This window comes from Deltaproteobacteria bacterium, assembly GCA_016213065.1.
GTDB lineage: Bacteria > UBA10199 > UBA10199 > SPLOWO2-01-44-7 > SPLOWO2-01-44-7 > JACRBV01.
Window position 1 is genome coordinate 1 of the sequence record JACRBV010000142.1, and the last position, 23,879, is coordinate 23,879.

Here is a 23,879-nt window from a genome sequence, read left to right on the forward strand (position 1 = left end):
TATTTATTTCATTCTTCGGAAAAGAAGATTTCCATTCAACGCGGCATTCTTTGCAGTTTTCTAAAACTTCGACTTTACCTTCAATGGCAATATTTTTTGCGTTATTTGAAACAAAAGTTTCCGGGGGCATTGAATCATTGTTATCCATGCCAACTTTGAGTTTGACAATACGCAACTTTTCAGGGGCTGGATTGCATTTCCAATCATCACCCATCTTTGCTTTGGCAAGCTTGGCCTCTTCTAAATGTTTTTTAATGTCGAGCATATCCTCTCGTCCAACGGTAACGTATTTTTTTTCAGCTCTCTGCCAATCAATGACCCCTTTTACTTCTCTTGCTCTCCGTAATTCGCCCTTTTGAAGATGTTTGATGCAACTATGTTCCCAGATTAGTGTAATTTCGTCATTGGGTACATTGACAAACCCTTCCGTATTTTCTTCAAGACTTGCCCCCATGGCTCCCATGGTCTTTAGAGAAAACAAAATTATCATCGAGAACATCGTGAAAAATTTTTTATTTTTAATATGTGTTTTTGATTTTTGGTTTTTCATTTTTAATCTCTTTTAACAAAATCCCTCCCCATCTTTGTAATATCTCCCGCGCCCAAAAATAAAATCATTGTTTTTTCACTCACCCACGGTTTTAGCGCCGCTGAAACTTCTGCGAGCGATTCGGCATAAGTTACCGGAAATTTGGGGTGCTTCTTTTGCAGTTCCATAAAAAAATTCTGACCGGTTATTCCCGCAATGGGTTTTTCTCCGGCGGCATAAACCGGCAAAACCACGCCGAGATCGGCTTTCGACAACACCTTGATAAAATCATCCCACAAAAGTTTGAGACGACTGTAACGGTGGGGCTGAAAAACAACCGCGATTTTATAATCGGGCCACCCCTTTTTGGCGGCGGCGATGGTGGCATCAATTTCCACCGCGTGATGCGCGTAATCATCCACCACCATGGGATTTTCTTTTTTCAAAATTTCAAAACGTCTGCCAATCCCCTTGAATTTTTTCAAACCTTGGACAATTTTTGAAAAAGGAACATCAAGTTCTCTAGCAATTGCGATTGCGGCAAGGGCATTGCCAACGTGGTGAACGCCCGGTTGTTCCAATTTTGCTTTTCCCAGCAACTCTCCCTGATAAAACACATCGAAAGTCATAAGACCTTTGTCTTGGGAGATATTTTTTGCGGTGTAGTCGGCTTCCATTTTGATTCCATAAGTAATCAACCGGCGTGTCAGGTCCGGAAAAATATTTCTAACCTGCGGATGATCGGCGCAGGCAACCACACAACCGTAAAAGGGAACTTTGTTCGCAAAATTGGTGAAACAGTTTTTTACCTGAGCAAAACTGGAATAATTTTCCATGTGTTCCGGATCGATATTCGTAATCACCGCCATCACGGGATTTAATTTTAAAAAGGATTGATCTGATTCATCGGCCTCCGCCACCAGCAATTCACCTTTCCCAAGGCGTGCATTACTTCGCAAACTGTTGAGTTTGCCGCCGATAATCATGGTGGGATCCAGCCCTGCCTCCTGCAAAATGGTGGCGATCATCGAGGTCGTAGTTGTTTTGCCGTGGGTGCCCGCAATCGCGATACCCTGTTTCATCCGCATCAGCTCAGCGAGCATTTCGGCTCTGGGAACAATCGGGATATTAAGCCTACGCGCCTCTTTGACTTCCGGATTATCGGTTTGTACCGCAGAAGATGTCACCACCACTTGTGAGTTGCCAATGTGATCGCGGTTGTGTCCCAAAAAGATTTTGGCCCCCCGTTTTTTCAAACGGTTGGTCATCTGCGTCTTTTTCAGGTCAGACCCGCTCACCTGATAACCCAAGTTGAGTAAAACCTCTGCGATACCACTCATGCCGATTCCCCCGATCCCCACAAAATGAATATGCCGAAATTTTTTAAACATTTATTCGTACTATCGTACCATCGTACCATCGTACCATCGTACCAGTTCCAAACACTCTTCCACAATTTTTTCTGCCGCTTCATTTCCTTTGAGCTTTTGTAATTTCTTTTTCATTTCTTCCAACACATCAGGTATTGAAACAAAGGCGCGAATCAACTCTGCCATTGTTTTTCCAGTCACATCTTTGTCCAAAAGCATTTTGGCTCCCCTCATTTTGTCCAGATAGGAAGCATTTTTTTCCTGATGGCCCGCGGCCGAAAAGGGATACGGAATTAAGAGAGACGGTTTTGCAAGCGCCACAATTTCCGCCAACGCATTGGCACCAGCCCTTGAAATGACAAGATCGGCTCTCCCGTAGAAAGGGCCCATCTTGTCAATAAAGGGATAAACCTCAGCTGAAAAACCAAATTCACGATAGGCTTTTTCCACAACCTCAACAGAAGTTTTTTTGCCAATCTGATGGATAAAATGAATTTGTTCTTTCATATTTTTTAGCAAGGGGAGCGCATTGAGAATTTCCTCATTGATTGTTTTGGCCCCTTGAGACCCACCAAAAATAAAAATTGTTTTTTTATTTGGTTCTGGTGCAATTTTCGCCGCCTCTTTCAAAATACTTTTTCTCACCGGAACACCCAGAACGCGCGTTTTTTTATCACCAAAAGTTTTTGCCAATTTTGGGTAGGCAACAACCACCCTGTCCACAAACGGCTTGAGAAGACGGTTTGACATGCCCGCAACGGCGTTAGGCTCTATGGTCAATGTGGGTTTGTGCATGAGAGAAGCCATCATTAAAACAGGACCCGCGGCATAGCCGCCGACACCCACAACAAGATCGGGATATTCTTTTCGGATCAAACGGCGTGATTGGCCCAATGCTTTCAGCAAACCAATGCCCGCCGTTATTTTTCCTAATCCTTTTTTGTCTGCAAGCGATGACGATTCAATCATTTCCAGTCTCCACTTCGTTTTGGGAATCACCTCTTTTTCCAAACCTCTTGGTGTTCCCACAAAAACAATTTCAATACCGGGCACTTTTTCTTCAAACGCTTCTGCCAAAGCCATACCCGGAAACAAATGCCCTCCGGTTCCTCCACATGCCAGCAGGACTTTCACGTTTTATGTCTCCCCCCCACTGTATACATTGGTGGGGTATCCGCCTTCTGATACGTTGAAACATTGAGCAAAATTCCCACCGCCAATAATGTTGTTACCAACGCGGAACCACCGTAACCGATGAAGGGCAAAACTAAACCCTTTGTGGGCAAAAGACCCATCACCACTCCCATGTTCAGGAGACTCTGCACTCCAATCAGAATCACAACACCGTAAACCAGATAGCGACCGAAAAGATCAGGCGCTTCATTCGCAATTTTCAAACCACGGTAACAAAAAAAGAGAAAAAGACCGATGGTAAATAAAACACCCAAGAGTCCCAGCTCTTCTCCCAAAACGGAAAAAATAAAATCTGTGTGCGCTTCGGGAAGATAAAAAAGTTTTTGTTGTCCGGCACCCAAACCTTTTCCCGAAAACCCACCCTCATTGAAAGCCAGCAGAGATTGAATCACCTGAAAACCGGCGCCGTAGCGGTCTCCCCACGGATTTAAAAAAGCGAGTATCCGTTTCATCCGGTACCCTTCTCCCGCAATTAATTTATAGAGAAGAGGAACTCCCGCCAAAGAAAGCCACGCCAAATGTTTCCACTGGGCCCCACCCAGATAGAGCATGCAAAGAATGGCACTCATCATGACACAGGCAGAACCCAAATCTTTTCCGAGCAGAACAAAAACGGTAATGAGGCCCGGAATAATAATGTTCGGAGCAATACCAACCGAAAATTTTTCCATCTTCTCTGTTTTTTTCTCAAGAGAGTAGGCCATAAAAATAACGATCGCAATTTTTCCAAGTTCCGAAGGCTGAAACGTGAGAGGCCCCAAATGCAACCAGCGCTTGGCTCCCCCCATGCTGACGCCCAAACTGGAAAAAAGAATCAACATGCTAAAACACAAACTGATCATCAAAAGAGGATAGACAACTTTTTTCAAATAAAAATAGGGAATGCGAATGGCAATTCCCATCATTGCGAACCCAATGGCCGCAGAGAAAGCGGTCTTTTTCAAAAAGAAAAGTCCATCCCCATATTTCTCCTGTGAAAAAACCGCAGAGGCGCTGAAAACCATTGTTAGCCCAAGCCCTGTCAACAAAAGGACCGTTAGCAACAAGGGATAATCAAAATGCTGACGCCTGACTGTATTTTCATCCCACATAATATTTCCCTTTGACAGCTCCATCATTTGTCATTTGACATCTTTATCATTTGTCATTCCTGCGAAGCTTGTCCCTGCAGGCAGTAAGCAGGGAGCCGGAATCCAGCCAGTTTTAATAGTGACTGGATCCCCGCCTTCGCGGGGATGACATTTTGAGAGTCATTGCAACGATGCTACCAACTCCGCAAATTTATTTCCCCGATCGGCATAATCCTTAAACATGTCGAAACTGGAACAGGCGGGCGAAAACAAAACCGTATCTCCAGAGATCGCAATCTTCGCCGCTTCTCCAACCGCCTCTTTCAAATCATTTACAATCACAATCTCTCCACACCCTTTCAACTCCTTGGCCATTTTTTGCTTGGCCTCTCCAAATAAAAAGTTTTTCTTTGATTTCTTTTCCAATAAATCACGCAACGGTGCGTAACTGCCCCCTTTGTCTTTTCCTCCGGCGATCCACACAATGGGGGGTTTGGTGGAAGCTATCGCCTTGAGGGCCGCCCCGACATTAGTTCCCTTGGAGTCATTAATATAAGTGACGCCTTTGAATTCGCGCACAAGTTGCATGCGGTGAGGGAGAGGAGTGAAACTTTCCAATCCTTTTTGAAGAAGCTTATTATCATTAACGTAAGGCGAGAGGGACAGAAGGGTGGCCAGCATGTTTTCCCAATTATGAATTCCTTTGAGAGAAACTTTGTCCAATGCGAAACGGAAAATGTCACCGCTAAACTTTGTTTTTAAATTTAATCCGCCTTCTTCCATCCAACCACCCAATTTTAATTGTCGCTTCGTACTGAACATCAATCGAGAAGAAGGAATTTGCTCAACGGACTGCGATACAACATCATCCTCTCCATTATAAATAACGAGTCCGTTCGGAGCGGTTTGCTGAATCAGTTTTGATTTTGCCATCACATAATCATTAAAATCAGTGTGCCAATCGAGGTGGTCTTCTGTGATGTTGAGCCAGACCGCGACATCGGGTTTCAGAGAGGGAATGGCTTCCATCTGGTAACTCGAAATTTCCAAAACCAAAAATTCAGATTGCTTCGCTTCTTCCAGACAATCAAGCAAAGGCTTGCCCACATTTCCGGCGAGGAGTGACTTCCTGCCCGCGGTTGTTAACAAGTGGTGGATGAGACTAACAGTCGTCGTTTTTCCATTGGTCCCCGTAACCGCAATGGTTTTGGGTCCATAGTCCATGGTCCATAGTCCATGGTCCTGCAAGGCCAACTCCATCTCTCCCAAAACCGGAATTCCTTTTTTTCGCGCCGCTTCCAAGGCTTTGTCTCTCCACGGAATACCCGGACTCACCACAATTAAATCGGCCGCGGTGAAAACATTTTCATCGTGCAACCCCAGATACCAATCAACGGGTGACCCCTTAAAAGGTTCGATGCTTTTTTCAAGCTGGGTTTTATCGCGCAAATCCGCAACGGCCGGTCTCGCACCCTTCAACAAACAATAGCGCAAAGCGGCCTGCCCCGACTTTCCAAAACCCACAATCAAAACTTTTTTGTTTAACAGATCCATAATATTCTTAAAATACCTTTCCCTGATTTGTCATTCCCGCGAAGGCGGGAATCCAGTTCTCATATCGCGAGCTTTCAACAAATTCTGGATCCCCGCTCCCTGCCTACTCCCTGCAGGGACAAGCTTCGCGGGGATGACATTCTCGCTTACCGTAACTTCAACGTACTCAAACTTGCTAAAGCCAAAATTAGCGAGATGATCCAAAATCTCACAATCACTTTTGATTCAGGCCAACCTTTCAATTCAAAATGATGATGCAACGGTGCCATCCGAAAAATTCTTTTTCCTGTCATCTTGAAAGAAGTCACCTGACAAATCACCGATAAAGTTTCCAAAACAAAAACTCCACCGATGACCACAAGCAACAATTCGTTTTTCGTCAACAACGCCACCAATCCCAACATCCCCCCCAAACTTAAAGAGCCAACATCTCCCATAAAAATTTGCGCGGGGTGGGAGTTAAACCATAAAAACCCGATGAGAGCGCCGGCAATGGCGCCGCATACCACCGAAACTTCGGCGCAGTTGGGAATGTAGGGAATCTGCAAATAGGCGGCAATTTTGATGTGACCGGAAATATAGGCAAAAATACCGTAAGCGAGAAAAGAAATAATGGCGGGTCCCGTGACCAAACCATCCAAACCATCGGTCAAATTAACTGCGTTACTTGTCCCCACCAACACAAAAATTCCAAACGGAATGTAAAACCACCCCAGATTGATCAACACCTGTTTCATAAAGGGAACTGAAAGATGAGTATCAAAACCAAACCCGTCATACAAAATAAGGGCAACCAAACCGCAGACCACAAGTTGTATCGGAAATTTGTAACGGGCGCGAATACCGTGCGCATCTTTCAAAACCACTTTGAGATAATCATCGAGAAAACCAATGGCCCCCAAAGCCACTCCTATTCCAAGAATAAGCCAGACAAAACTGTCATCGAGTTTCGCCCAAAGAAGAGAGGAAACTAAAATCGCAATTAAAATTAAAACCCCACCCATCGTGGGCGTTTTACCTTTTGTTTCATGATGTGTTTTGGGAACGTATTCCCACAGGGTTTGCAAAAATTGTTTCTTCTGAATAAAAGCAATCCATGTTTTGCCAAAAGCAAAAGTGATGATCATGGCGGTAAACAACGCCATGAAAGTGCGGAACGTGATGTAACGGACCACATTGAGGGCCGCTATTTGATCATGCAATGGATAGAGCCAGTGATAAAACATATTTTTTATGTACTCATGTGTTTATGTATTGATGTGCTCATGTCAGCATCAATACATGGGCACATGAACACATGAACACAACTATTTACATTCCAAATCGCTCTTTTAGAGCATCTACAATTGTTTCGAGATGCATCGCCCGTGAACCTTTTACCAAAACAACGTCTCCGGCCTTAAGATCCGGCATAATTTTTTGTGCAAGGGCCGTTTCATTTTCTGCAATGGTGATGGATTCCTGAGGAAGACCCGCTTGCAGTGCCCCCTCGGCAAAATGTTTTGCGAATTCTCCAATAACAAATAATTTCGAAACACCCTGTTCCACCGCTTTTTTCCCGACTTCTTTATGTAATTCTTCAGAAGCGTCGCCCAATTCTTTCATGTCACCCAAAACCGCAATAAAACGTCCGCCTCTTTTGGCGCTCCCCACCGTGCGAAAGGCCGCTTCCATCGACGGCGGGTTGGCATTGTAGGCATCGTTCACAAGCCGCACACCATTTGTTAATTGTATTTGTTCGAAGCGCATTTTGAGTGGTTTGAAATTTTCCAAACCTTTTTTCATCGCTTCAACGGGAAGATCAAGCCCCATCGCAATAGCGCACGCGGTCATAACATTCATCACATTATGTGTTCCGGTTGTTTTCAATTTGGCTTCCAATAATTTTCCCTGAACCGAAATTTTCAATTCCATCGAATCAAAACCAACACTCTCCATATGTTCAAAACGAACATCGCATTTGGAGCCCATCCCAAAAGAAATCTTCTTACCTTTGAAAGACTGAACCTGTTTGGAAAGAAAAGGATCTTCCGCGTTATAAACAGCGATACCTTTTGGACTCATTGTTTTGTAGAGCTCCGCTTTGGCACTCGCCACCGATTCCACTGTCTGGAGTTTTTCCAGATGGGCGGCAGAAGCATTGGTAACGGCGCCTACGGTGGGATCGGCAATTTCCGTTAAACGTTGTATCTCGCCAAAGGCATTCATCCCGATTTCAAAAACAGCCGCCTGATGATTTTTATTAAGTTGATTCAGCATAAGAGGAAGACCGATGAGATTATTAAAATTCCCCTCCGTTTTGAGAGTGTTCCATTTTGTCGAAAAAATCGAGGCGGTCATTTCTTTTGTCGTCGTTTTTCCGTTGCTTCCGGTTATGGCAACACACGGAATATCAAACCGCTGTCTCCACCATTGCGCGATATCTCCAAGCGCTTTGAGCGTGTCTGGAACTTGAAAAATCCACGCAGGACTGTGGACCATGGACCATGGACTATGGACCACAGATACAACCACGCCCCAAGCACCATTTTTTATTGCTGTTTCGCAAAATTTTTGACCGTCGAAGTGGGGACCCTTCAAAGCGAAAAAAAGTTCTCCGGGTTTGATCGTGCGGGTGTCCGTTGCAATGCCCGCACAGGAGGCCTCTGCCCCCTCGCGAATTACTTTTGCTCCCGTTGCTTTTAAAAATTCCTTCACATTAAACTCCATTTAAAATCTCCCTAGAGCGTATCTCATAAATCGTTTATGAAAGTTGTCATTCTGAGTCCTTCACTTTGTCATTCTGAGCGAAGCGAAGAATCCAATTGTTTATCAAGTAGATCCTTCGCTTCGCTCAGGATGACACCCATTTATGAGATATGCCCTAGCGATACTCACATCATCAAACGGTTTTTTGACTCCCTGAATCTCCTGATAATTTTCGTGTCCTTTTCCGGCGATCAAAATACAGTCTCCCGGTTTTGCCATTTCAAAAACTTTTGCAATGGCCTCTTTCCGGTCAACAATTTTGAAAATATTTTCAGGGTGTTTAAACCCCCTAACTACTTCGTCAATAATTTCTTCGGGTTTTTCGTTGCGGGGGTTGTCAGAAGTCACAATCGTCACATCACTGAACCGTTCGACAGCAGACGCCATCAAGGGGCGTTTGGTTCTGTCCCGATTTCCGCCGCAACCAAAAACGGTGATAAGCCGTTTGGGATTCAACTGACGGAGTGTCTGCAAAACATTTTCCAGAGCGGCCGGTGTATGGGCAAAGTCCACAAAAACTTCAAAACCTTTTTGATTTGGAATTTTTTGCAGACGTCCGGGGACGGCGCTGAAAGAGGCAACTCCCAGACTGATTTGATCAATGGGAATTTCCATCGCAAGAGCGGCAGAAACTGCCGCCAAGATATTGGAAGCATTAAATAAACCGATCAACGGAGAGGAAAGAGTAAAATTTCCCTGTGGAGAAACGACTTCAAGTCTCAACCCCTGCCAGCTTGTTCTCAGAGATTTCAGATAAACGTCGGTTTTGTCTTTGACGCTGTAACGCCATATTTTTGCCGGCAAGCCGCCAGCCAAAGTTCTTCCATAAGCATCATCCCAATTAAGCACCGCCCAGAGAGAACGCTTTTCACTGACCACCAGACGTTCCCGAAAAAATTTCGCCTTTGCGGCAAAATATTTTTCCATCGTCTGATGGTAATCGAGATGATCTTGAGAAAGATTCGTGAAAATTCCCCCGTCAAAATGACAACCAACAATCCGTTTTAAATCGACAGCGTGGGAAGTCACCTCCATCACGCAATCGGTCACGCCTTTCGCAACCATTTGCTTGAATATTTTTTGGAGGTCGTAAGATTCAGGCGTGGTTCTTGTTGCCTCAAATTCTTTTCCTGCGTAACGATAAGTCACCGTACTCAAGAGACCTGATTTCAGATGGGCCGCTCGCAAAATTGATTCCAAAATAAAAGCCGTTGTGGTTTTTCCGTTGGTGCCTGTGATTCCAACCAACCTTAAATGTTTTGTCGGCTCTCCGAAAAGAATGGAAGAAAGTCTGGCCAGACAATCTCTGGTATCTTCGACAATAATTTTGGAAACGCGTGACGGAACCGAAACATCTCTCTCTACCATCACCGCGGTAGCCCCTTTGGCAATGGCTTCCCCGATCCACTGATGCCCGTCGGTCTGCAAACCGCGAATCGCCACAAAACAACTCCCGGGTTTCACCTGAGAGGTGTGATAAGCCAAGTCCGTAATGTTAAGACTCTCATCTCCGGAAAATTGGAGTCTCTTCAAACCTTGTAAAAGTTGTCCCAGTTTCATATTTGAGCGAACCTTCGTTGCAATTTGCAACCAATCCATTGCCAGAGCCCTCTCTTCCTAATACATCGGTTCAAATTCAACAAAAATTTTTGATCCTGCCGACACGAGCGCACCCGCCTCCGGCCTTTGTGTGATGGCCTTTCCCCGTCCTTTGAATTCCACTTCTATCGGAAAAGCACCCGCCGATTTCAAAACGTGCCGCAAAGAAGACCCATGAAAATCAGGAACCTTGAAGAGATTTCCCTCCTGAGTCATGGCGGTATCCGCCACCATTTTAGCGGGCTCCGGCAGAGTTTCTTTCTTTGCAATCCAAACTCCTTTTTCATCCTGAGGCGGCACCCCTAAATAAGGAAGGGCATGCAACATTAATTCCTTGAAGGCGGGTCCTGCTACGACACCGCCATAATAAGAGCTTTGTGGTTCATCCAACAAAACAAGTCCCACCAATTGGGGATCATTTGACGGAGCAAAACCAATAAAGGAGGCCACGTATTTTCCTTTCGAGTAACCTCCATGCCCTTCAACTTTTTGTGCCGTGCCGGTTTTTCCCGCCACCGGATATTCTTCAATGGCCGCCAGCGGTGCCGTTCCCCCTTTTTCAACCACACGTTTCAACATTTCCGTCAGCATGGAAGCGGTCCGTGAAGAAATCGGTTGGGCAACACTTTGCGGTTGTTCTTCAAAAAGAATTTCTCCATTTTTTCCGATAATTTTTTCAACCAGATAGGGTTTCATGCGCGTGCCACCATTCGCAATTGTTCCGAAAGCGGAAAGAATTTGGAGAGGAGTGATGCCAATTCCCTGTCCAAAAGAAATGTTTGCTTGTTCGATGGGACGCCATTTTTTGTAATGACGCAAAATGCCTCCCACCTCTCCGGGAAAATCGATTCCTGTTTTGTGTCCGAAACCAAAACCCGTTATTACTTCATAAAATTTTTCCCGTCCCAGTTTTTGGCTGACTTTATAAATGCCGATGTTGCTGGAAACTTTGATAACGTCCGCCAAGGTGAGCCAACCATAAGGTTCGTGATCGTGCACCACGCGCCCGTCTTCAAATTGTAAAAATCCGTTCTCACAAAAAAACTTGTCCTGCGGAGAAGCAACACCGCTTTCAATGGCCGCGGCCGCCGTAATAACTTTGAAAGTGGAACCCGGTTCATAAACATCCGTCACTGCACGGTTACGCCATGCCTCAAAATCAACCTGATCAAAACGATTCGGATTATAGGAGGGGTAGTTGGCCATGCCCAAAATTGCTCCTGTTTTGGGGTTTAACAGCATGGCAAGCCCCGCCTTTGCATTCGATTTTTGCACCGCTTCCGTCACAACTTTCTCCGCAAAAAACTGGAGATTTTTATCGAGAGTCAAATAGACATCTCCCTTATTCAACGGTCCCTCATTGGGAGAAGGCGTGCGATACAATTGGCCTCTGGCATCCCTAAGATAAACACCGGAGGTTGGTTGAATCATCAAATAGGAATCATAGGCCATTTCAATGCCCGCGAGTGCCTGCGCATCAACGCCCACCGCTCCCAAAATGGAAGCGGCCAACGCACCATGAGGATAAAAACGCATATTTTCTTTGATATTATGAAGTTGTTCCAAGTTGAGTTGTCTTACTTTCTCCATTGTTGCCGCAGTGACGCGTCTTTTGATCCAGACAAATCTTTTCTTTTCCTTAAATTTTTCAAGCAATGATTCTTTCGACACACCCAAAACAGGCGCAAGAGACTGAGCCATTTGCGCGCCATTTTTCAAATGTTTTGGATCTACATAAAGAGACCAAGTGGGCACACTGATCGCCAACTCCTGACCCTTTCTATCCAGAATGCGGCTTCTGTCACTCGCCTGCTGGATAGCGGCCCGGTATTGTCGCAAAGCAATCTCTTCCAATTTTTCGTTGTCTTGTAGCATCAAATCAACCGCCCTCCCGATGATCATCAAAAATCCAAAACACAGTGCCAGGTAAAAAAACTTCAGACGTTTCTTCGATTTATCCTCTTTTGTCAGCGCCGGGTTCGTAAAACGAACTTTCATCGTTTTCCTTTTTCATTGTTGTATAAACAAAACTTTGCCGGCTTCCGGAGAAGCAAGTCCAAGTCTTTTGGCCCAATCGGCCAGCCGTGATGTCGACTTGGCCTGAGCCACTTTTGATTTTAATAAAGCATTGTCACGCGTCATTTCGGCAATCTCTCCTTTGGTTTTTGAAACATCGTAACCCAGTTCAATCACCTTGATACGCGACCACGCATACAAAAGAGCCAAAAACAAAACGATTGCGCTCAAGAAAATTTTTCGCGACATAACAATGAAAAACCACAGACATGTCATCCCCGCGAAGCTTGTCCCTGCAGGTAGTAGGCAGGGAGCGGGGATCCAGTTATTTATTACTGGTTCCCGACTTTCGTCGGTACGACGTCTGGATTCCTGCCTTCGCAGGAATGACAGAAAAATATAATTCTACAAAGGTTCACACATTCCCCCTCCCCCTTACCCCCTCCCTCGAGGGGAGGGGGGCTGGGGGGAGGGTGGCAATAATAAAACTCTCAATTTTGCCGAACGCGATCTTGGATTTACTTTAATTTCTTCTTTCGAAGCGATCACCGGTCTTTTTGTCAAAATTTTAAAACCTTTTTTTGAAAGATCGCGAAAAGTGTGTTTCACAATCCGATCCTCCAGAGAGTGGTAACTCATGACACACAAATGCCCGCCTTCTTTTAAAAGAGCAGGAGCGGCCGAAAGGAATCGCTTCAAAGAACCCAGTTCATCATTCACCCAAATGCGCAAAGCCTGAAAAGTGCGGGTGGCCGGATGAATTCTTCCGTAACGTTGTCTTGGGGGGTAGATATTAAAAACAGACGTGGCAACATCCAGTGTTGTCTGCAATTCTCCCCTCCTTATCTTTTCCAAAAGAGCCCTTGCAATTTTGGGTGCCAGTCTCTCTTCACCGTACTCTCTCAAAATTTGTGTCAGTTCTTTCTCGTCGCTCTTTCTGATTTTTTCGAGAACCGATTCTCCCGTCGCGGGATCCATTCGCATATCGATGGGACCTGCCGCCCGAAAACTGAATCCCCGTTCGGGACGATCCAATTGCAAACTCGAAACTCCCAAATCGAGATAGATCCCATCTACTTTTTCGAAATCCAGTTTTTTTAAAACACCCGCAATGTCTGAAAAATTGGCTTTGACAATTCGCGCGCGATTTTCAAAAAATTTGAGATTCTCTTTTGCAATCTTTAAAATCTCCTCGTCCTGATCCAAACCAATCAAAACACCGGATGGATTCGAGGCTTCCAACACAGCAACAGCGTGTCCCGCGGCACCCAACGTTCCATCAACATAAATTCCCTCAGATGACGGCGCCAAACATTCCAGTAATTCCTTTAAAAGAACCGGTGTGTGAACCGTTACCCCACCACCTGTCCTTTGGTCTGCAAGACCAACCGACTTCGTCGATAGAACCGGTGTATGAACCGTTACTGCCATTCATCCTCTGAAATGGGAGCAAAACTGATCACAGCATCTTCCACGGAAGGGTAAACCTCTTCTTCAAAACCCATGAATTTAAAAATATTGGAAATATAATCATTGCCACCGGCCCACTTTACTTCACCGCCCTGCTTTTCAATTTGATGAACTCGTTCGACAAGATGCGGAACTAATTTATAATCGATGTGTGCAAGACCCGAGAGATCAAGAACAACTCTTTCTGATTTGTTTTGCATCGCCTGATCCAAAAGAGAATCAAACTGCCGGTAATTATTTCGTTCCAAATCTCCCGTTACATTCATCACGAGAACATCATTGAGGTGCTTGATTTCAAACATGGCTCTCTCCTTTACAATCCAAGTTCCGCTAATTTTTCCTGCATCGATTCAAGTTTTTCCTGCGACGCTTCAAAAACTTTTTCCCAACGCTCCTTCGACCAAATTTCAATTCGTTGTGTCATCCCCACCACCACGGCTTCTTTGCCGATCGCAGAGTAATCACGCAATGCGGAGGGAAGAAGAATGCGCCCCTGTTTATCCAAAGGACATTCCGCGGCAGACGCGATAAAAACTCTTTGCAACGCTTTGACCTCTTCTAAAAATTGAGGAAGATTTGCTATTTTCTTTTCAAATTCCTGCCAGACGGGGACCGGATAAGCCCATAAACATTGATCGAAATGTGTAACGATCAAACGTTCATCAAATTGGGTCGTTAAAATTTCACGAAATTTGGAAGGGATGGCGACCCGCCCTTTTCCATCCACTCCATAGGTAAATGTACCTCTAAACATAGTGTTTTCAATCAGTTGTGATTATTCCCCACTTTTCCCCACTTATTGGGAAAGTTAAACTATCCACCACCACCCGTCAAGAAATTTCCTATGTAACTGCTTGAAAAAACGCTATTTTTTCCATTTTTGACCTCAAAAAATAGAGTGAAAAATCAGCCGCTAAATTCAGTAATTGAAATGCATTCTATAAGTAAAGCATCATAGTTGCGTATAAACACCGAATAAATAAGCAACAATTTGATGGATGACGGGTCCTGCTCGCCGCTGGACTGCACGCCCTCCCGAAAGATCGGGCTGACAGTCCATCGGCGATCACCCGTCATCCATCAAATGGTTTTTTTGTTTGACAGAGCTTCTGCTTGTAAGTACCGACTAACAACTATGTGAATGAGCATCCGGCTTTGCCGGTGCGAATGAAAGGGGTACGGGGGGAAGGAGCCACGAAGTGGCGAGTCGTTCCCCCCGATATTATGGAACTTTGGAAAGAGTTTGAGGCGAATCAATTAACACACAGTGCGGCGCACTATCTCGTTGCGGTCCACGATTTGATTGGCGAACAGGGTTATGCCCGATCTTCGGGTGTCGCGAAAAAATTGGGTATTGCGCGGTCAAGCGCCTCCATGGGCCTTCACGCCCTCATTGAAAAAGGATTTCTCAAGGAAGACGCCAACAAGTTTCTTCAAATCACGGCGAGGGGTCAAAAGTTGGCAAAAGAAATCATTGGGAAAAAAATTGTTTTGAAACGTTTTTTTCAGAACATTCTCAAAGTGGATCCGTATCAGGCCGAAGTCGATACCTGCAAAATTGAACATCTTGTCAGTTCTGAAACTGGAGCCAATCTTCTGGCATTTATTCGATTCATCTCTTCCAACAAACCAGAAGTAAAAAAAGTTTTGGAAATGTTTTGGAAAAATCGCACTGCCTGCGATACAACTTCCCTCAAAGAATTAATACCGAGCAAGTTGCATTCCATAAAATGAAAATTGGTTCCTATCAAATCCACATTCTCGAAACCGGCGCGTTCGCACTAGATGGCGGGGCGATGTTTGGCGTTGTTCCCAAAACACTCTGGGGAAAAAAAATCGCGGCGGATGAAAAAAACCGGATCGGCATGCACTTGCGCTGTTTGTTGATAACAGGAGATGGGCGCAACATTCTGATTGATTGCGGAATGGGGACGAAGTGGGATGAAAAGATGCGTGAAATTTATCGTCTCGATTATTCTCAGTTCACATTGGACAAAGCCTTGGCTGAACACCATTTAACCCCCTCCAAAATCACTGACGTTATTTTAACGCATCTTCATTTCGATCATGCCGGAGGGTCAACATTTCAGGACACAACGGGCAAACTGATTCCGGCTTTTCCCAATGCCACTTATTACACACAAAAACAAAATCTTGAGTGGGCCTCCAACCCAACTGAAAAAGACAGGGCAAGTTATATTAAAGAAAACTGGGAGCCGCTTCAAAAAGCGGGTGTTTTAAAAATTGTAGACGGGAAAAAAGAAATTCTTCCGGGCGTTCACGTAAAACGTTTTTTTGGACACACACAAGGAATTCAACTTCCACTGTTGGATGACGGAAAAAATAAACTTTTTTTCTGCGGTGATGTGATTCCAACTTCACCTCATCTTGGAATTCCATGGGTGATGGGTTATGATAACTTCCCCCTCACAACGATGAAAGAAAAAAAACAGATTCTGTCTGCCGCCGCGCAGGAAAATTGGGTTCTTGTTTTTGAACACTGCCCGCTCATGGCCGCCGCCACTGTCCATGCCACTGAAAAAGGATATCAACCAACCGCTTTTTCTCTCTGAGAAATAATCCGTTTTTTTTGCCACATCACAAAAAAATAAAGGGTGCCGAAGACAAGAACAGCTCCGACAAAATAAATAAGTTTTGCTTTTAAGACATGCGCCATCACTGCCGGATCTTGTAAAAGTGTTGGTTCATCTCCGATCACCTTTTTTCCAAACCAAGCCAGCACGGCACACCAAAAAGCGGAACCCGCAAGCGTTGCAAGACTGAATTTTTTGAAATCCATTTTCAAAAGACCGGCGGGAATGGAAACAAGATGCCTTGCGACCGGCAACATCCGTGCCAGAAAAATACCACCGACCGCATATTCTTTTGCCCATTGTTCGGCAAAATCCAATTTCTCCGGTGGGAGAAAAAAATATTTCCCGTATTTTAATAATAGAGGTCGTCCAAGCCATTGAGCTACAAAATAAGAGAGAATTGAACCAAGATAAGAGCCAATCATTCCGGCAATAATGACTCCCCAAAAATTGAGTTCACCCTGACTGGCCCAGTAAGCCGCCGGCGGAATGATGATTTCGCTGGGAATGGGAACAACCGTACTTTCAATAGCCATCAATACCACAACACCGATGTAATGCCATTTCAGCAAAAACCCGAACCAGATTGTCAGGAAATGATGGAACATATTTTATGATTTAAAGAGGAAGTTGGAAAATTTTTCAACTCTCCGGGTTTGATCCATTGATAATCGACATAAATATCATTCTTTTTCGGTTCACCCTTTTGATAACAACACAAAATGGGTGTCACATAAAAGCGCTGATTCATGATGGAATGATGAATAATCGGAAAAACTTTTTGTTGTTGAACACCTAATCCTATTTCCAAATCAAACCGCGGAAATTCCCACATCGACTGTAAATGCTTTTTCCCATTTCTTTTTGCAAGCAGATAAAAACCGTTTTTTTGAATCAACGCCGCTGTCACAGAAATTTTTTGCGTCGGTTTCTTTTTTTGAGGAGTGGGGTAATCCTCCATTGTTTTTTGTTCAAACGCCAAACATTCATCTCGCAAAGGACAACCCAAACACTTGGGAGCTGATGGCAAACAAACTGTCGCCCCCAATTCCATCATGGACTGATTAAAATTTCCCGGTTTCTTTTTACTCCGCAAACTCTTCGAGTTTGCTTCGCAGCCCGGCAAAGCCGGACCTTGACCTCCTCCCCATTGGATAACCAGTTTGTTGGCCAGCTTCCATAATTTTTTTTTGAGTAGTTTGGCTTTTGGATCTCCTTTCAGCGCAAAAAGACGCGTTAAAACACGGATTACATTTCCATCCACCAAACCAACCGCTTTTTCAAAAGCAATGCTGGCAACGGCAGAGGCGGTGTATTCGCCTACACCCGGCAACTCCAACAAGGATTCCTTCGTGTCGGGAAATTTTCCATTCAATTCAAAAATAATTTTTTGCGCGGACGCGTGTAAATTGCGCGCGCGTGAATAATATCCAAGTCCCGACCAAAGCATCAACACCTCTTCAATGGAAGCTTTGGCCAAAGATTTCAATGTGGGAAAACGCGTCAAAAACCGCTCATAAAAGGGAAGCATCGTTTCAACTTGCGTCTGCTGTAACATGATTTCAGACAATAATATGTGATAAGGATTGGGAGGTTTCACACGCCATGGCAAATTGCGCTTGTTCGCATCATACCAAGCCAAAAGCCTCCCCATTTTTGGTCCATCGTCCATGGTCCATAGTCCATGGTCCCGTTTTACAGTGGACTTCACCTCTGCTTCATGCTGGAGAAAACAAGATGTTGTCAACACAGGAAAACTGGCCCAAAGCAAAAGTCGCCTTCGCGGGCTATTTTTTGTTGGCATTGCTTCAATGGCCCAGCAGTTACCTCATCATCCATATTTCGTTGAGTTTGGGTGTGATCCTCAATGAATGGGGCTTTCTTGCGGGCATGTCCCTCTTCATTGCATGGAAAAGTAAATCCAAACTTTCTCTACTCTTTCCTTTTCGACCCGTTAAAAAGAATAATTTTTTTCTTCTGCTCGTTATGACGTTTTCCATGGTGGTGATTGTCGACTATCTTCTTTTTTTGAGCGAAAAAATTCTCCCTCCCGATCCGGCTGTTAAAATAGCACTCGAGCAACTGATGAGCATCCATTCTTTTGGCGATGGGCTTTGGCGCTGGTTTTTGATCTGTCTTTCCCCAGCTTTTTGCGAGGAACTCTTTTTTCGCGGGTTTTTGCAGAATACTCTCGCTCATCGCTGGAAGGTCAATGGTGCTATGCTTTTCGCCGCGGTCAGTTTCGCACTCATCCACGGTGTTCCGCAATATCTTCATCTTTATTTTTTGCTGGGACTTTATTTGAGCTGGCTTTTTAAAGTAAGCGGCAATCTCTGGTTTTCGATGATTGCTCATCTTATTAATAACAGTTGGACATTCCTGACCTTTATCTTCGACAAAAAAATTCCCGCGGGAGGTGTCTGGCATCCAACTGACAGTCTAGTCATGGGGATTGCTGTTCTGGTTTTCGCGATTGCCGCTTCTCGTTTTGCCAAGGAAGTTCAAAATCCTTCATTCGTCGGGATGACAACTTCTCCGAATTGAAAACCTAATGCTTTTCCCTGCCAGCTATTTCTTTGTTCCAACGCTTCTTCCACGGCATTCACCACACCCAATTTATTGACGGACCATTCAGGAGCCAGCGTCAATTGGCGCGGCGCATGCGCATTCATGCGATGAACCAACAGATGAGGAGGGGTGTGTTCCATGAAATCAACGACCCAATCGGCATATTTTTCCAGAGTCGGCGGTTCATAAACCCCTTTTTGATAATCCTCCGCCAAAACGGTCCCCTTCACGACATGTAAATTGTGAATTTTAATCCCATCGATTGGTTGTGTTGCCAAATAATGCGCTGTTTCCAAAATATCCTCTCTCGTTTCTTGGGGAAGTCCCAACACAACATGGGCACAAACAGGAATGGAAGAATGTTTTTTCCAAATTCTCAGTGCTTCCCCAAATTGCCAACGCGTGTGCCAGCGGTTAATGCGGGATAAAGTTACATCATTGGAAGTTTGTAATCCCATTTCAATCCAACATAATTTTCCTTCGGACAATTCCTGAAGTTTTACTGCCCAATCGGCATCAACGCTGTCGGGTCTCGTGGAAAGGGCAAAACCGACCACATCGGGATGATCCAAACTTTCTCTGAATTTCGACAAAAGAGATTTTGGATCACCATGGGTGCTCGTGAAACTTTGAAAGTAGGAAATAAATTTGCCTGCGCGATGACGCTTCTGAATATATTCAATCCCTTCCTGTAATTGTTCTGGAATCGTTTTACTTCTTCTCCCTGTGGAATTGGGGGCATAGGAAACATCGTTGCAAAAAGTGCAACCCCCGCTCGCGACACTGCCATCAATATTGGGACAGGTAGTAACAGCACTCAAACTGACCTTAAAAACACGACAGTTAAATTGCTTTTTGAGCCACGAAGAGAGGTCGGAATAGCGTTTTATCTTTGTCACCTTGCCACGGTTCATATCTGGAAGCGCCGAAATGGTAAAGATGGGTCATTTTAACCCCATCCTATACCTATAATTAACAGGCTAATTACTTGATAAATATAGATACTTAACATCCCATTCATCTTTTGAGAAAGGATTTTTTTGTCAACGAAGTATTTTTTCACCCATCCAATTCCATTTTTCATTTTTTTTAATACTCCTATCTCATTGAAATACAAAAGTTTTATAAAAATTTTACCAAAATGATCTGATTGGCACGTGGATTGCTCTTCTTAGGCTCGAGTCAAGAAAGAGAGGGGAATCCAATGGTTACCAATCAAAAGTTTCAAAGAAGAAGAAAGATAAAGAAGATTGTTGCTGTTTCCACACTCCTCCTCATTTCTCTCCTTTTAATCAGTTGCGGTAGTGCTTCCAGCTCAACCTCCGAAGCCGTCACCCCCCTTGCAGGATTACCCAGTCAAGAAACCAAAGGCTCCTCAGGTAACACCAGCGGCGTAACCATCACCAACACCTCCTCTTCACCCAAAGAACTGAACGTGGGTGATTTGATGTATCTCGATTTGAATGCTCTGCAAGGTTCCGTTGATTTCAGCGGCGTCAATGCCAACGCAGAATTTCTTTTGTCCATTGCCAACACCTCCGCAACACAACAAAGTTTCAATGTTCAATTGAGCAGTGATTTGTCGGCACCGGAATTGGATGTGTCAAAAGAAGTGAGCCAGCCCACGAATTCTCTTGAAGAGGGCAACGATGTCACAGAAATATTTCACGAAGTACTTCGTCTGCGCGAAAGAGAGCAAGATGGTTTGGAGATGCCAAAAGAGGTTTCTTTCTCAGCTTCAAAATCGGTGGAAAGCGCAAGTCCCTCTATCTCCGAAGGTTCCACTCAGTCTTTCAAGGTTTTGGCCAGCCTCAGCTCCGCAACAAGTTATGTTACAGTCAATGGTGTTGCAGAATGTGTTGGTTCCAATGTCGTATTTTATGTCGATGATCGCGTCACCACCGACATACTCTCTTCCAAGGAAGTAGGTGCATTGTGCACCCAATTTGATGAAACTGTTACAAAAGAACAGGCTTTGTTCGGCTCTGCTTCGGACGTCAATGGTGATGGAAAGATAGTTGTTTTTCTAACTCCGCAAGTCAATCATCTCGGTGGTTTGGGCGGAGGTATTGTCACAGGTTTTTTCAATTCGATTGATTTACATCCCGCAACCAGCTCCAACCCAGCCAGCAATAATATGGAAATTCTGTACATCATGGTTCCGGATCCAAACGGTATTTATGGAGTCCCTGTTTCCAAATCTTTTGCTCTCTCCAATTTGATTCTCGCCGTGCTTCCCCATGAACTTCAACACGCCATCAGTTACAACCAACATGTCTTTGTCAACAAAGGACTTGCCGAAGAGGCATGGCTCAACGAAGGCATGTCTCATTTGGCAGAAGATTTGATGGGACAAAATCAGGAAAATCCTTCGCGCTATGGCATCTTTTTGAACAGCCCTTCTTCTTATTCTCTGGTTGCCGGAAGCTCTCCGGGCCTTGCCGCCAGAGGAGCCGCCTATCTCTTTATGCGTTATCTCTATGAACAAAGTGGCAATGCCGGTCAATTCATGAAAAACATGATTCAGACTTCACAGGTCGGCACTCGGAATATCGAAACCGCTTTTGCCGGAAGCGCCAGCGATTTTGATCAATTCGGGGAATTCTTTCTGAGATGGAGTGTCGCTCTGGGAATTACGGACGGAGGCATTTCTCAAGATCGTCGTTATACCTATCAACCACGCGTTCAGGATTCGGTGACCGGAAACTGGGGTGGCGTTTGTCTCCGTTGTAATTCAGACGACAACAGAGGCACCGTTTTAAGCGGTGTGCCTGTTTCTAATTTTTCGGGTTCACTGAGCGCTTCAACATTGCCGAGTTCAGCACGTTTCTACAAAATCACCGGACTACAAAACAAACTTTATTTTTCCGGGGCCAATGGGAGCAATGGATACGGAGCATTGATACGCACAAAATAATTTGTGCGTAAAACGAGTGCCAACAGCGCGTACTGAGGAGCCTCCCAGTACGCGCTTGTTTTATTTTATAAGGAATGTCCATCCCACCGGTTTTTTAACCAAAAGGGATATCCCTTTTGGGATAATGGATATTACGCCAAAAAGATAATTTTGTTGAGCTTTTTGGTATAATTTGGTAGCCTTGAAACCATGTTTGATAATCCATTTATTTTCGGAGAAAAGGTTGGCGGCAAAACATTCTGCAATCGTAAAGCTGAAATAAAAGAACTTTTGCGGGACATTGAAGACGGACAAAATTTAATTATATTTTCGCCGCGTCGCTATGGAAAAACCTCTCTCGTTCAAACCATACTATCCCTTGCAGAAAAAAGGGGGGTTGTCTGTGTTTATGCGGACCTTTTCTCCGCGCTCACGGAGGCCGATTTTGCAAGGCTGTTGGCACGGGCTGTTGCGGAATCCATCCGTGGTCCTGTTGAAAAAATCCTTTCGTGGTTCAAGGAAAATCTTTTAAAACTCAGACCAAAAATTGTTCTGGAGGAGGACGGTTCAGCCGGTTTCACATTCGCGGTTGAAAATAACATGACAGCCATTCCGGACATTGAAGACATGCTTACGGCCGTTTATCGGTATTTTGTCCGGGCAAAGAAAAAAGGCGTGATTGTCTTCGACGAATTCCAGCAAATTGGACAATTTCCGACGGACAAACTGGAACGGAAATTGAGAACCATCATACAGGGGCACAGAAACATATGTTATATTTTTATGGGAAGCAAAAAACACCTTCTTCATGACATCTTTTCCAATCCAACCCGGCCATTTTATCGAAGCGCGAAACATTTTCCCTTGGGGAAAATAGGGCATGCCGATTTTTCGAAATTTATCAGCGAGCGATTTGAATCAAGCGGCAAAAAAATTGACCACGGGATTATCGAAAAAATTTTGAGCACAAGCGAATGCCATCCCTATTACACGCAGATGATCAGTCATGCAGTTTGGGAAAAAGTGGATGAAAAAGGGCTCGTTCATTTTAGGGATATTATGGAAACGGTCCTTGCGAGAGAAACGAGCGCCTTTCAAAACACGTGGGACATGATTACCACAACACAGAAACAGGCGCTCGTTGCCATTGCGAACAAAAAAGAGAAAGATAAAATTTTTTCGTCCGAATATCTTTCAAGATTCGGGCTCTCATCGGCGTCCGCATTTCAAAAGGCATTGAAGATTCTTTATGAAAAGGATTTTCTAAGCAAAGAAAACAACAATTGGGAGATTCAGGATGTGCTTTTCAAGCTTTGGATTCGTGCGCATTCAACGGTTTAAAAAAAACAGATGTGGCCATTTATAATTTAGCGAAACGCCTACGGCGGTGGCGGCGGTTGATGTCGTCAAGGATTTTGACTATGTCGGGGGAGAGTCTTTTTTCTTTCGTTATAAAATGTCGCTCTACTTCTTCGTCAGGAGATCCTTCAAACATCGAATGCCACACGGTCCTCAACTTATCCGGATATGTGTTTTGCAATGATATATACGCATTGCTAAACATGTCGTCGTATCTTCCGTCACGGTTAATCTCCATAAACGCGCGAGAAATTTTTGGCGACCAGCGCTGGACGTGGAGTGCAAGGGCTATGTCAATAAAACACTCGAAGCTAATTCTGTAAGGCGCATTCGAGTTGTCGAAATAATCGGCCTCCACTTTTTTGCCTTTCTTTGGCGTCTTCTCTTTTGTACCTCTGTTTTCGGCTTCTTTTATTTCGACGGGTTTTTTGAGCACGGGGCCATGATCGGCAATCTGGATTTCAATAAATTCCGGCGCAGATCCAGTGCGGTCGCCAATACCAATGAGCCGCTTGTCTTTTATCGCGGCGTTGAAATTCTCCATAGCTTCGTTTTTCATCTTATCCCTATCCTTCCAGCCGTACCGCCAGATCATCATCAAAAATATCATTCGCCTTTCATGATCGAGGCGATTCGCAAAAAGGACAAAGGCAAGGGGGGCTTTGGCAAGGCGCGCGCGGAACGAATCGAGTCTGGATCCAAAAAGCCAAAGCAAAGGAGTTTGCTGAGTGAGAAATTGGCTATCTGTTTTTACAGATTCTGCGTAATTCATTCCTTCTCGCTGCCCAAGAATTCCAAACACGTTGGTTGCGATACCAACCATAGATCGAAAATTCTCGGCAGATTCAAGGGCGACTTCTATGTCCTTAAGGGGAACACGACCCAAGCGCCTTGGATCTTCTATAAGCCTAA

At 44.6% G+C, this 23,879-nt stretch carries 22 protein-coding genes; 5 read left to right on the forward strand and 17 right to left on the reverse strand.

The window, feature by feature from the left end:
• From HY877_08275 to mraZ, 13 genes are all read right to left on the reverse strand, one after another.
• Positions 1 to 550, reverse strand: a 550-nt coding sequence (locus HY877_08275; GenBank protein MBI5300266.1) for a hypothetical protein, incomplete at its 3' end; no start/stop codon positions are given.
• A 2-nt stretch (positions 551 to 552) separates the two neighbouring features.
• Positions 553 to 1,920 (reverse strand): UDP-N-acetylmuramate--L-alanine ligase, encoded by a 1,368-nt coding sequence (locus tag HY877_08280; GenBank protein MBI5300267.1) that lies wholly within the window; start codon positions 1,918 to 1,920, stop codon positions 553 to 555.
• 9 nt (positions 1,921 to 1,929) lie between these two features.
• Positions 1,930 to 3,033, reverse strand: a complete 1,104-nt coding sequence (gene murG, locus HY877_08285; protein MBI5300268.1) for an undecaprenyldiphospho-muramoylpentapeptide beta-N-acetylglucosaminyltransferase — start codon at positions 3,031 to 3,033, stop codon at positions 1,930 to 1,932.
• Complete coding sequence (gene ftsW, locus HY877_08290; protein ID MBI5300269.1) at positions 3,030 to 4,184, reverse strand: putative lipid II flippase FtsW; 1,155 nt, start codon at positions 4,182 to 4,184, stop codon at positions 3,030 to 3,032. Before ftsW ends, murG begins: the two co-directional genes overlap by 4 nt.
• 159 nt (positions 4,185 to 4,343) lie before the next feature.
• A complete protein-coding gene (gene murD / locus HY877_08295; protein MBI5300270.1) occupies positions 4,344 to 5,717 on the reverse strand; it encodes a UDP-N-acetylmuramoyl-L-alanine--D-glutamate ligase in 1,374 nt (457 codons plus the stop codon).
• Positions 5,718 to 5,863: 146 nt separating this feature from the next.
• On the reverse strand, positions 5,864 to 6,943 hold the full coding sequence (locus tag HY877_08300) for a phospho-N-acetylmuramoyl-pentapeptide-transferase (GenBank protein ID MBI5300271.1): 1,080 nt from the start codon (positions 6,941 to 6,943) through the stop codon (positions 5,864 to 5,866).
• Between the two features lie 85 nt (positions 6,944 to 7,028).
• Positions 7,029 to 8,426 (reverse strand): UDP-N-acetylmuramoyl-tripeptide--D-alanyl-D-alanine ligase, encoded by a 1,398-nt coding sequence (locus HY877_08305; protein MBI5300272.1) that lies wholly within the window; start codon positions 8,424 to 8,426, stop codon positions 7,029 to 7,031.
• 102 nt (positions 8,427 to 8,528) lie between these two features.
• The gene (locus HY877_08310) at positions 8,529 to 10,025 is read right to left on the reverse strand and encodes a UDP-N-acetylmuramoyl-L-alanyl-D-glutamate--2,6-diaminopimelate ligase (protein ID MBI5300273.1); all 1,497 of its coding nucleotides are present in this window, start codon (positions 10,023 to 10,025) and stop codon (positions 8,529 to 8,531) included.
• A 57-nt stretch (positions 10,026 to 10,082) separates the two neighbouring features.
• Positions 10,083 to 12,062: a penicillin-binding protein gene (locus HY877_08315; GenBank protein ID MBI5300274.1), complete on the reverse strand. Its 1,980-nt coding sequence runs from the start codon at positions 12,060 to 12,062 to the stop codon at positions 10,083 to 10,085.
• A gap of 12 nt (positions 12,063 to 12,074) precedes the next feature.
• On the reverse strand, positions 12,075 to 12,311 hold the full coding sequence (locus HY877_08320; GenBank protein MBI5300275.1) for a hypothetical protein: 237 nt from the start codon (positions 12,309 to 12,311) through the stop codon (positions 12,075 to 12,077).
• 204 nt (positions 12,312 to 12,515) lie between these two features.
• Positions 12,516 to 13,511 carry a 16S rRNA (cytosine(1402)-N(4))-methyltransferase RsmH gene (gene rsmH / locus HY877_08325; GenBank protein MBI5300276.1) on the reverse strand — a complete coding sequence of 332 codons (996 nt, stop codon included), beginning with the start codon at positions 13,509 to 13,511 and terminating at the stop codon, positions 12,516 to 12,518.
• Positions 13,502 to 13,852 carry an STAS domain-containing protein gene (locus HY877_08330; GenBank protein ID MBI5300277.1) on the reverse strand — a complete coding sequence of 117 codons (351 nt, stop codon included), beginning with the start codon at positions 13,850 to 13,852 and terminating at the stop codon, positions 13,502 to 13,504. Before HY877_08330 ends, rsmH begins: the two co-directional genes overlap by 10 nt.
• An 11-nt stretch (positions 13,853 to 13,863) precedes the next feature.
• A complete protein-coding gene (mraZ, locus tag HY877_08335; GenBank protein MBI5300278.1) occupies positions 13,864 to 14,304 on the reverse strand; it encodes a division/cell wall cluster transcriptional repressor MraZ in 441 nt (146 codons plus the stop codon).
• Between the two features lie 383 nt (positions 14,305 to 14,687).
• Here mraZ and HY877_08340 point away from each other — a divergent pair, with 383 nt between their 5' ends.
• Together HY877_08340 and HY877_08345 are read left to right on the forward strand one after the other, a co-directional pair.
• A complete protein-coding gene (locus HY877_08340) occupies positions 14,688 to 15,284 on the forward strand; it encodes a metal-dependent transcriptional regulator (protein ID MBI5300279.1) in 597 nt (198 codons plus the stop codon).
• A complete protein-coding gene (locus tag HY877_08345) occupies positions 15,281 to 16,123 on the forward strand; it encodes an MBL fold metallo-hydrolase (protein MBI5300280.1) in 843 nt (280 codons plus the stop codon). Before HY877_08340 ends, HY877_08345 begins: the two co-directional genes overlap by 4 nt.
• Here HY877_08345 and HY877_08350 read toward each other — a convergent pair.
• Both HY877_08350 and HY877_08355 read right to left on the reverse strand, forming a co-directional pair.
• Positions 16,099 to 16,752 carry a DedA family protein gene (locus HY877_08350; GenBank protein ID MBI5300281.1) on the reverse strand — a complete coding sequence of 218 codons (654 nt, stop codon included), beginning with the start codon at positions 16,750 to 16,752 and terminating at the stop codon, positions 16,099 to 16,101. The two genes, HY877_08345 and HY877_08350, sit on opposite strands and share 25 nt — an antisense overlap.
• Positions 16,734 to 17,816, reverse strand: coding sequence for an NUDIX domain-containing protein (locus HY877_08355; GenBank protein MBI5300282.1), 1,083 nt, complete (start codon positions 17,814 to 17,816; stop codon positions 16,734 to 16,736). The genes HY877_08350 and HY877_08355 overlap by 19 nt, the downstream gene beginning before the upstream one ends.
• Here HY877_08355 and HY877_08360 point away from each other — a divergent pair.
• Positions 17,801 to 18,688: a CPBP family intramembrane metalloprotease gene (locus HY877_08360; protein ID MBI5300283.1), complete on the forward strand. Its 888-nt coding sequence runs from the start codon at positions 17,801 to 17,803 to the stop codon at positions 18,686 to 18,688. The two genes, HY877_08355 and HY877_08360, sit on opposite strands and share 16 nt — an antisense overlap.
• Here HY877_08360 and HY877_08365 read toward each other — a convergent pair.
• The gene (locus HY877_08365) at positions 18,646 to 19,626 is read right to left on the reverse strand and encodes a TIGR01212 family radical SAM protein (GenBank protein MBI5300284.1); all 981 of its coding nucleotides are present in this window, start codon (positions 19,624 to 19,626) and stop codon (positions 18,646 to 18,648) included. The genes HY877_08360 and HY877_08365 overlap by 43 nt on opposite strands.
• 290 nt (positions 19,627 to 19,916) lie before the next feature.
• Between HY877_08365 and HY877_08370 the strand changes: the two genes are divergently transcribed.
• Together HY877_08370 and HY877_08375 are read left to right on the forward strand one after the other, a co-directional pair.
• On the forward strand, positions 19,917 to 21,629 hold the full coding sequence (locus tag HY877_08370; GenBank protein ID MBI5300285.1) for a hypothetical protein: 1,713 nt from the start codon (positions 19,917 to 19,919) through the stop codon (positions 21,627 to 21,629).
• A gap of 189 nt (positions 21,630 to 21,818) precedes the next feature.
• The gene (locus HY877_08375) at positions 21,819 to 22,949 is read left to right on the forward strand and encodes an ATP-binding protein (GenBank protein MBI5300286.1); all 1,131 of its coding nucleotides are present in this window, start codon (positions 21,819 to 21,821) and stop codon (positions 22,947 to 22,949) included.
• A gap of 19 nt (positions 22,950 to 22,968) precedes the next feature.
• Here the strand turns inward: HY877_08375 and HY877_08380 are convergent, their stop codons facing one another.
• Positions 22,969 to 23,739 carry a hypothetical protein gene (locus tag HY877_08380; GenBank protein MBI5300287.1) on the reverse strand — a complete coding sequence of 257 codons (771 nt, stop codon included), beginning with the start codon at positions 23,737 to 23,739 and terminating at the stop codon, positions 22,969 to 22,971.
• Between the last annotated feature and the right edge of the window lie 140 nt (positions 23,740 to 23,879).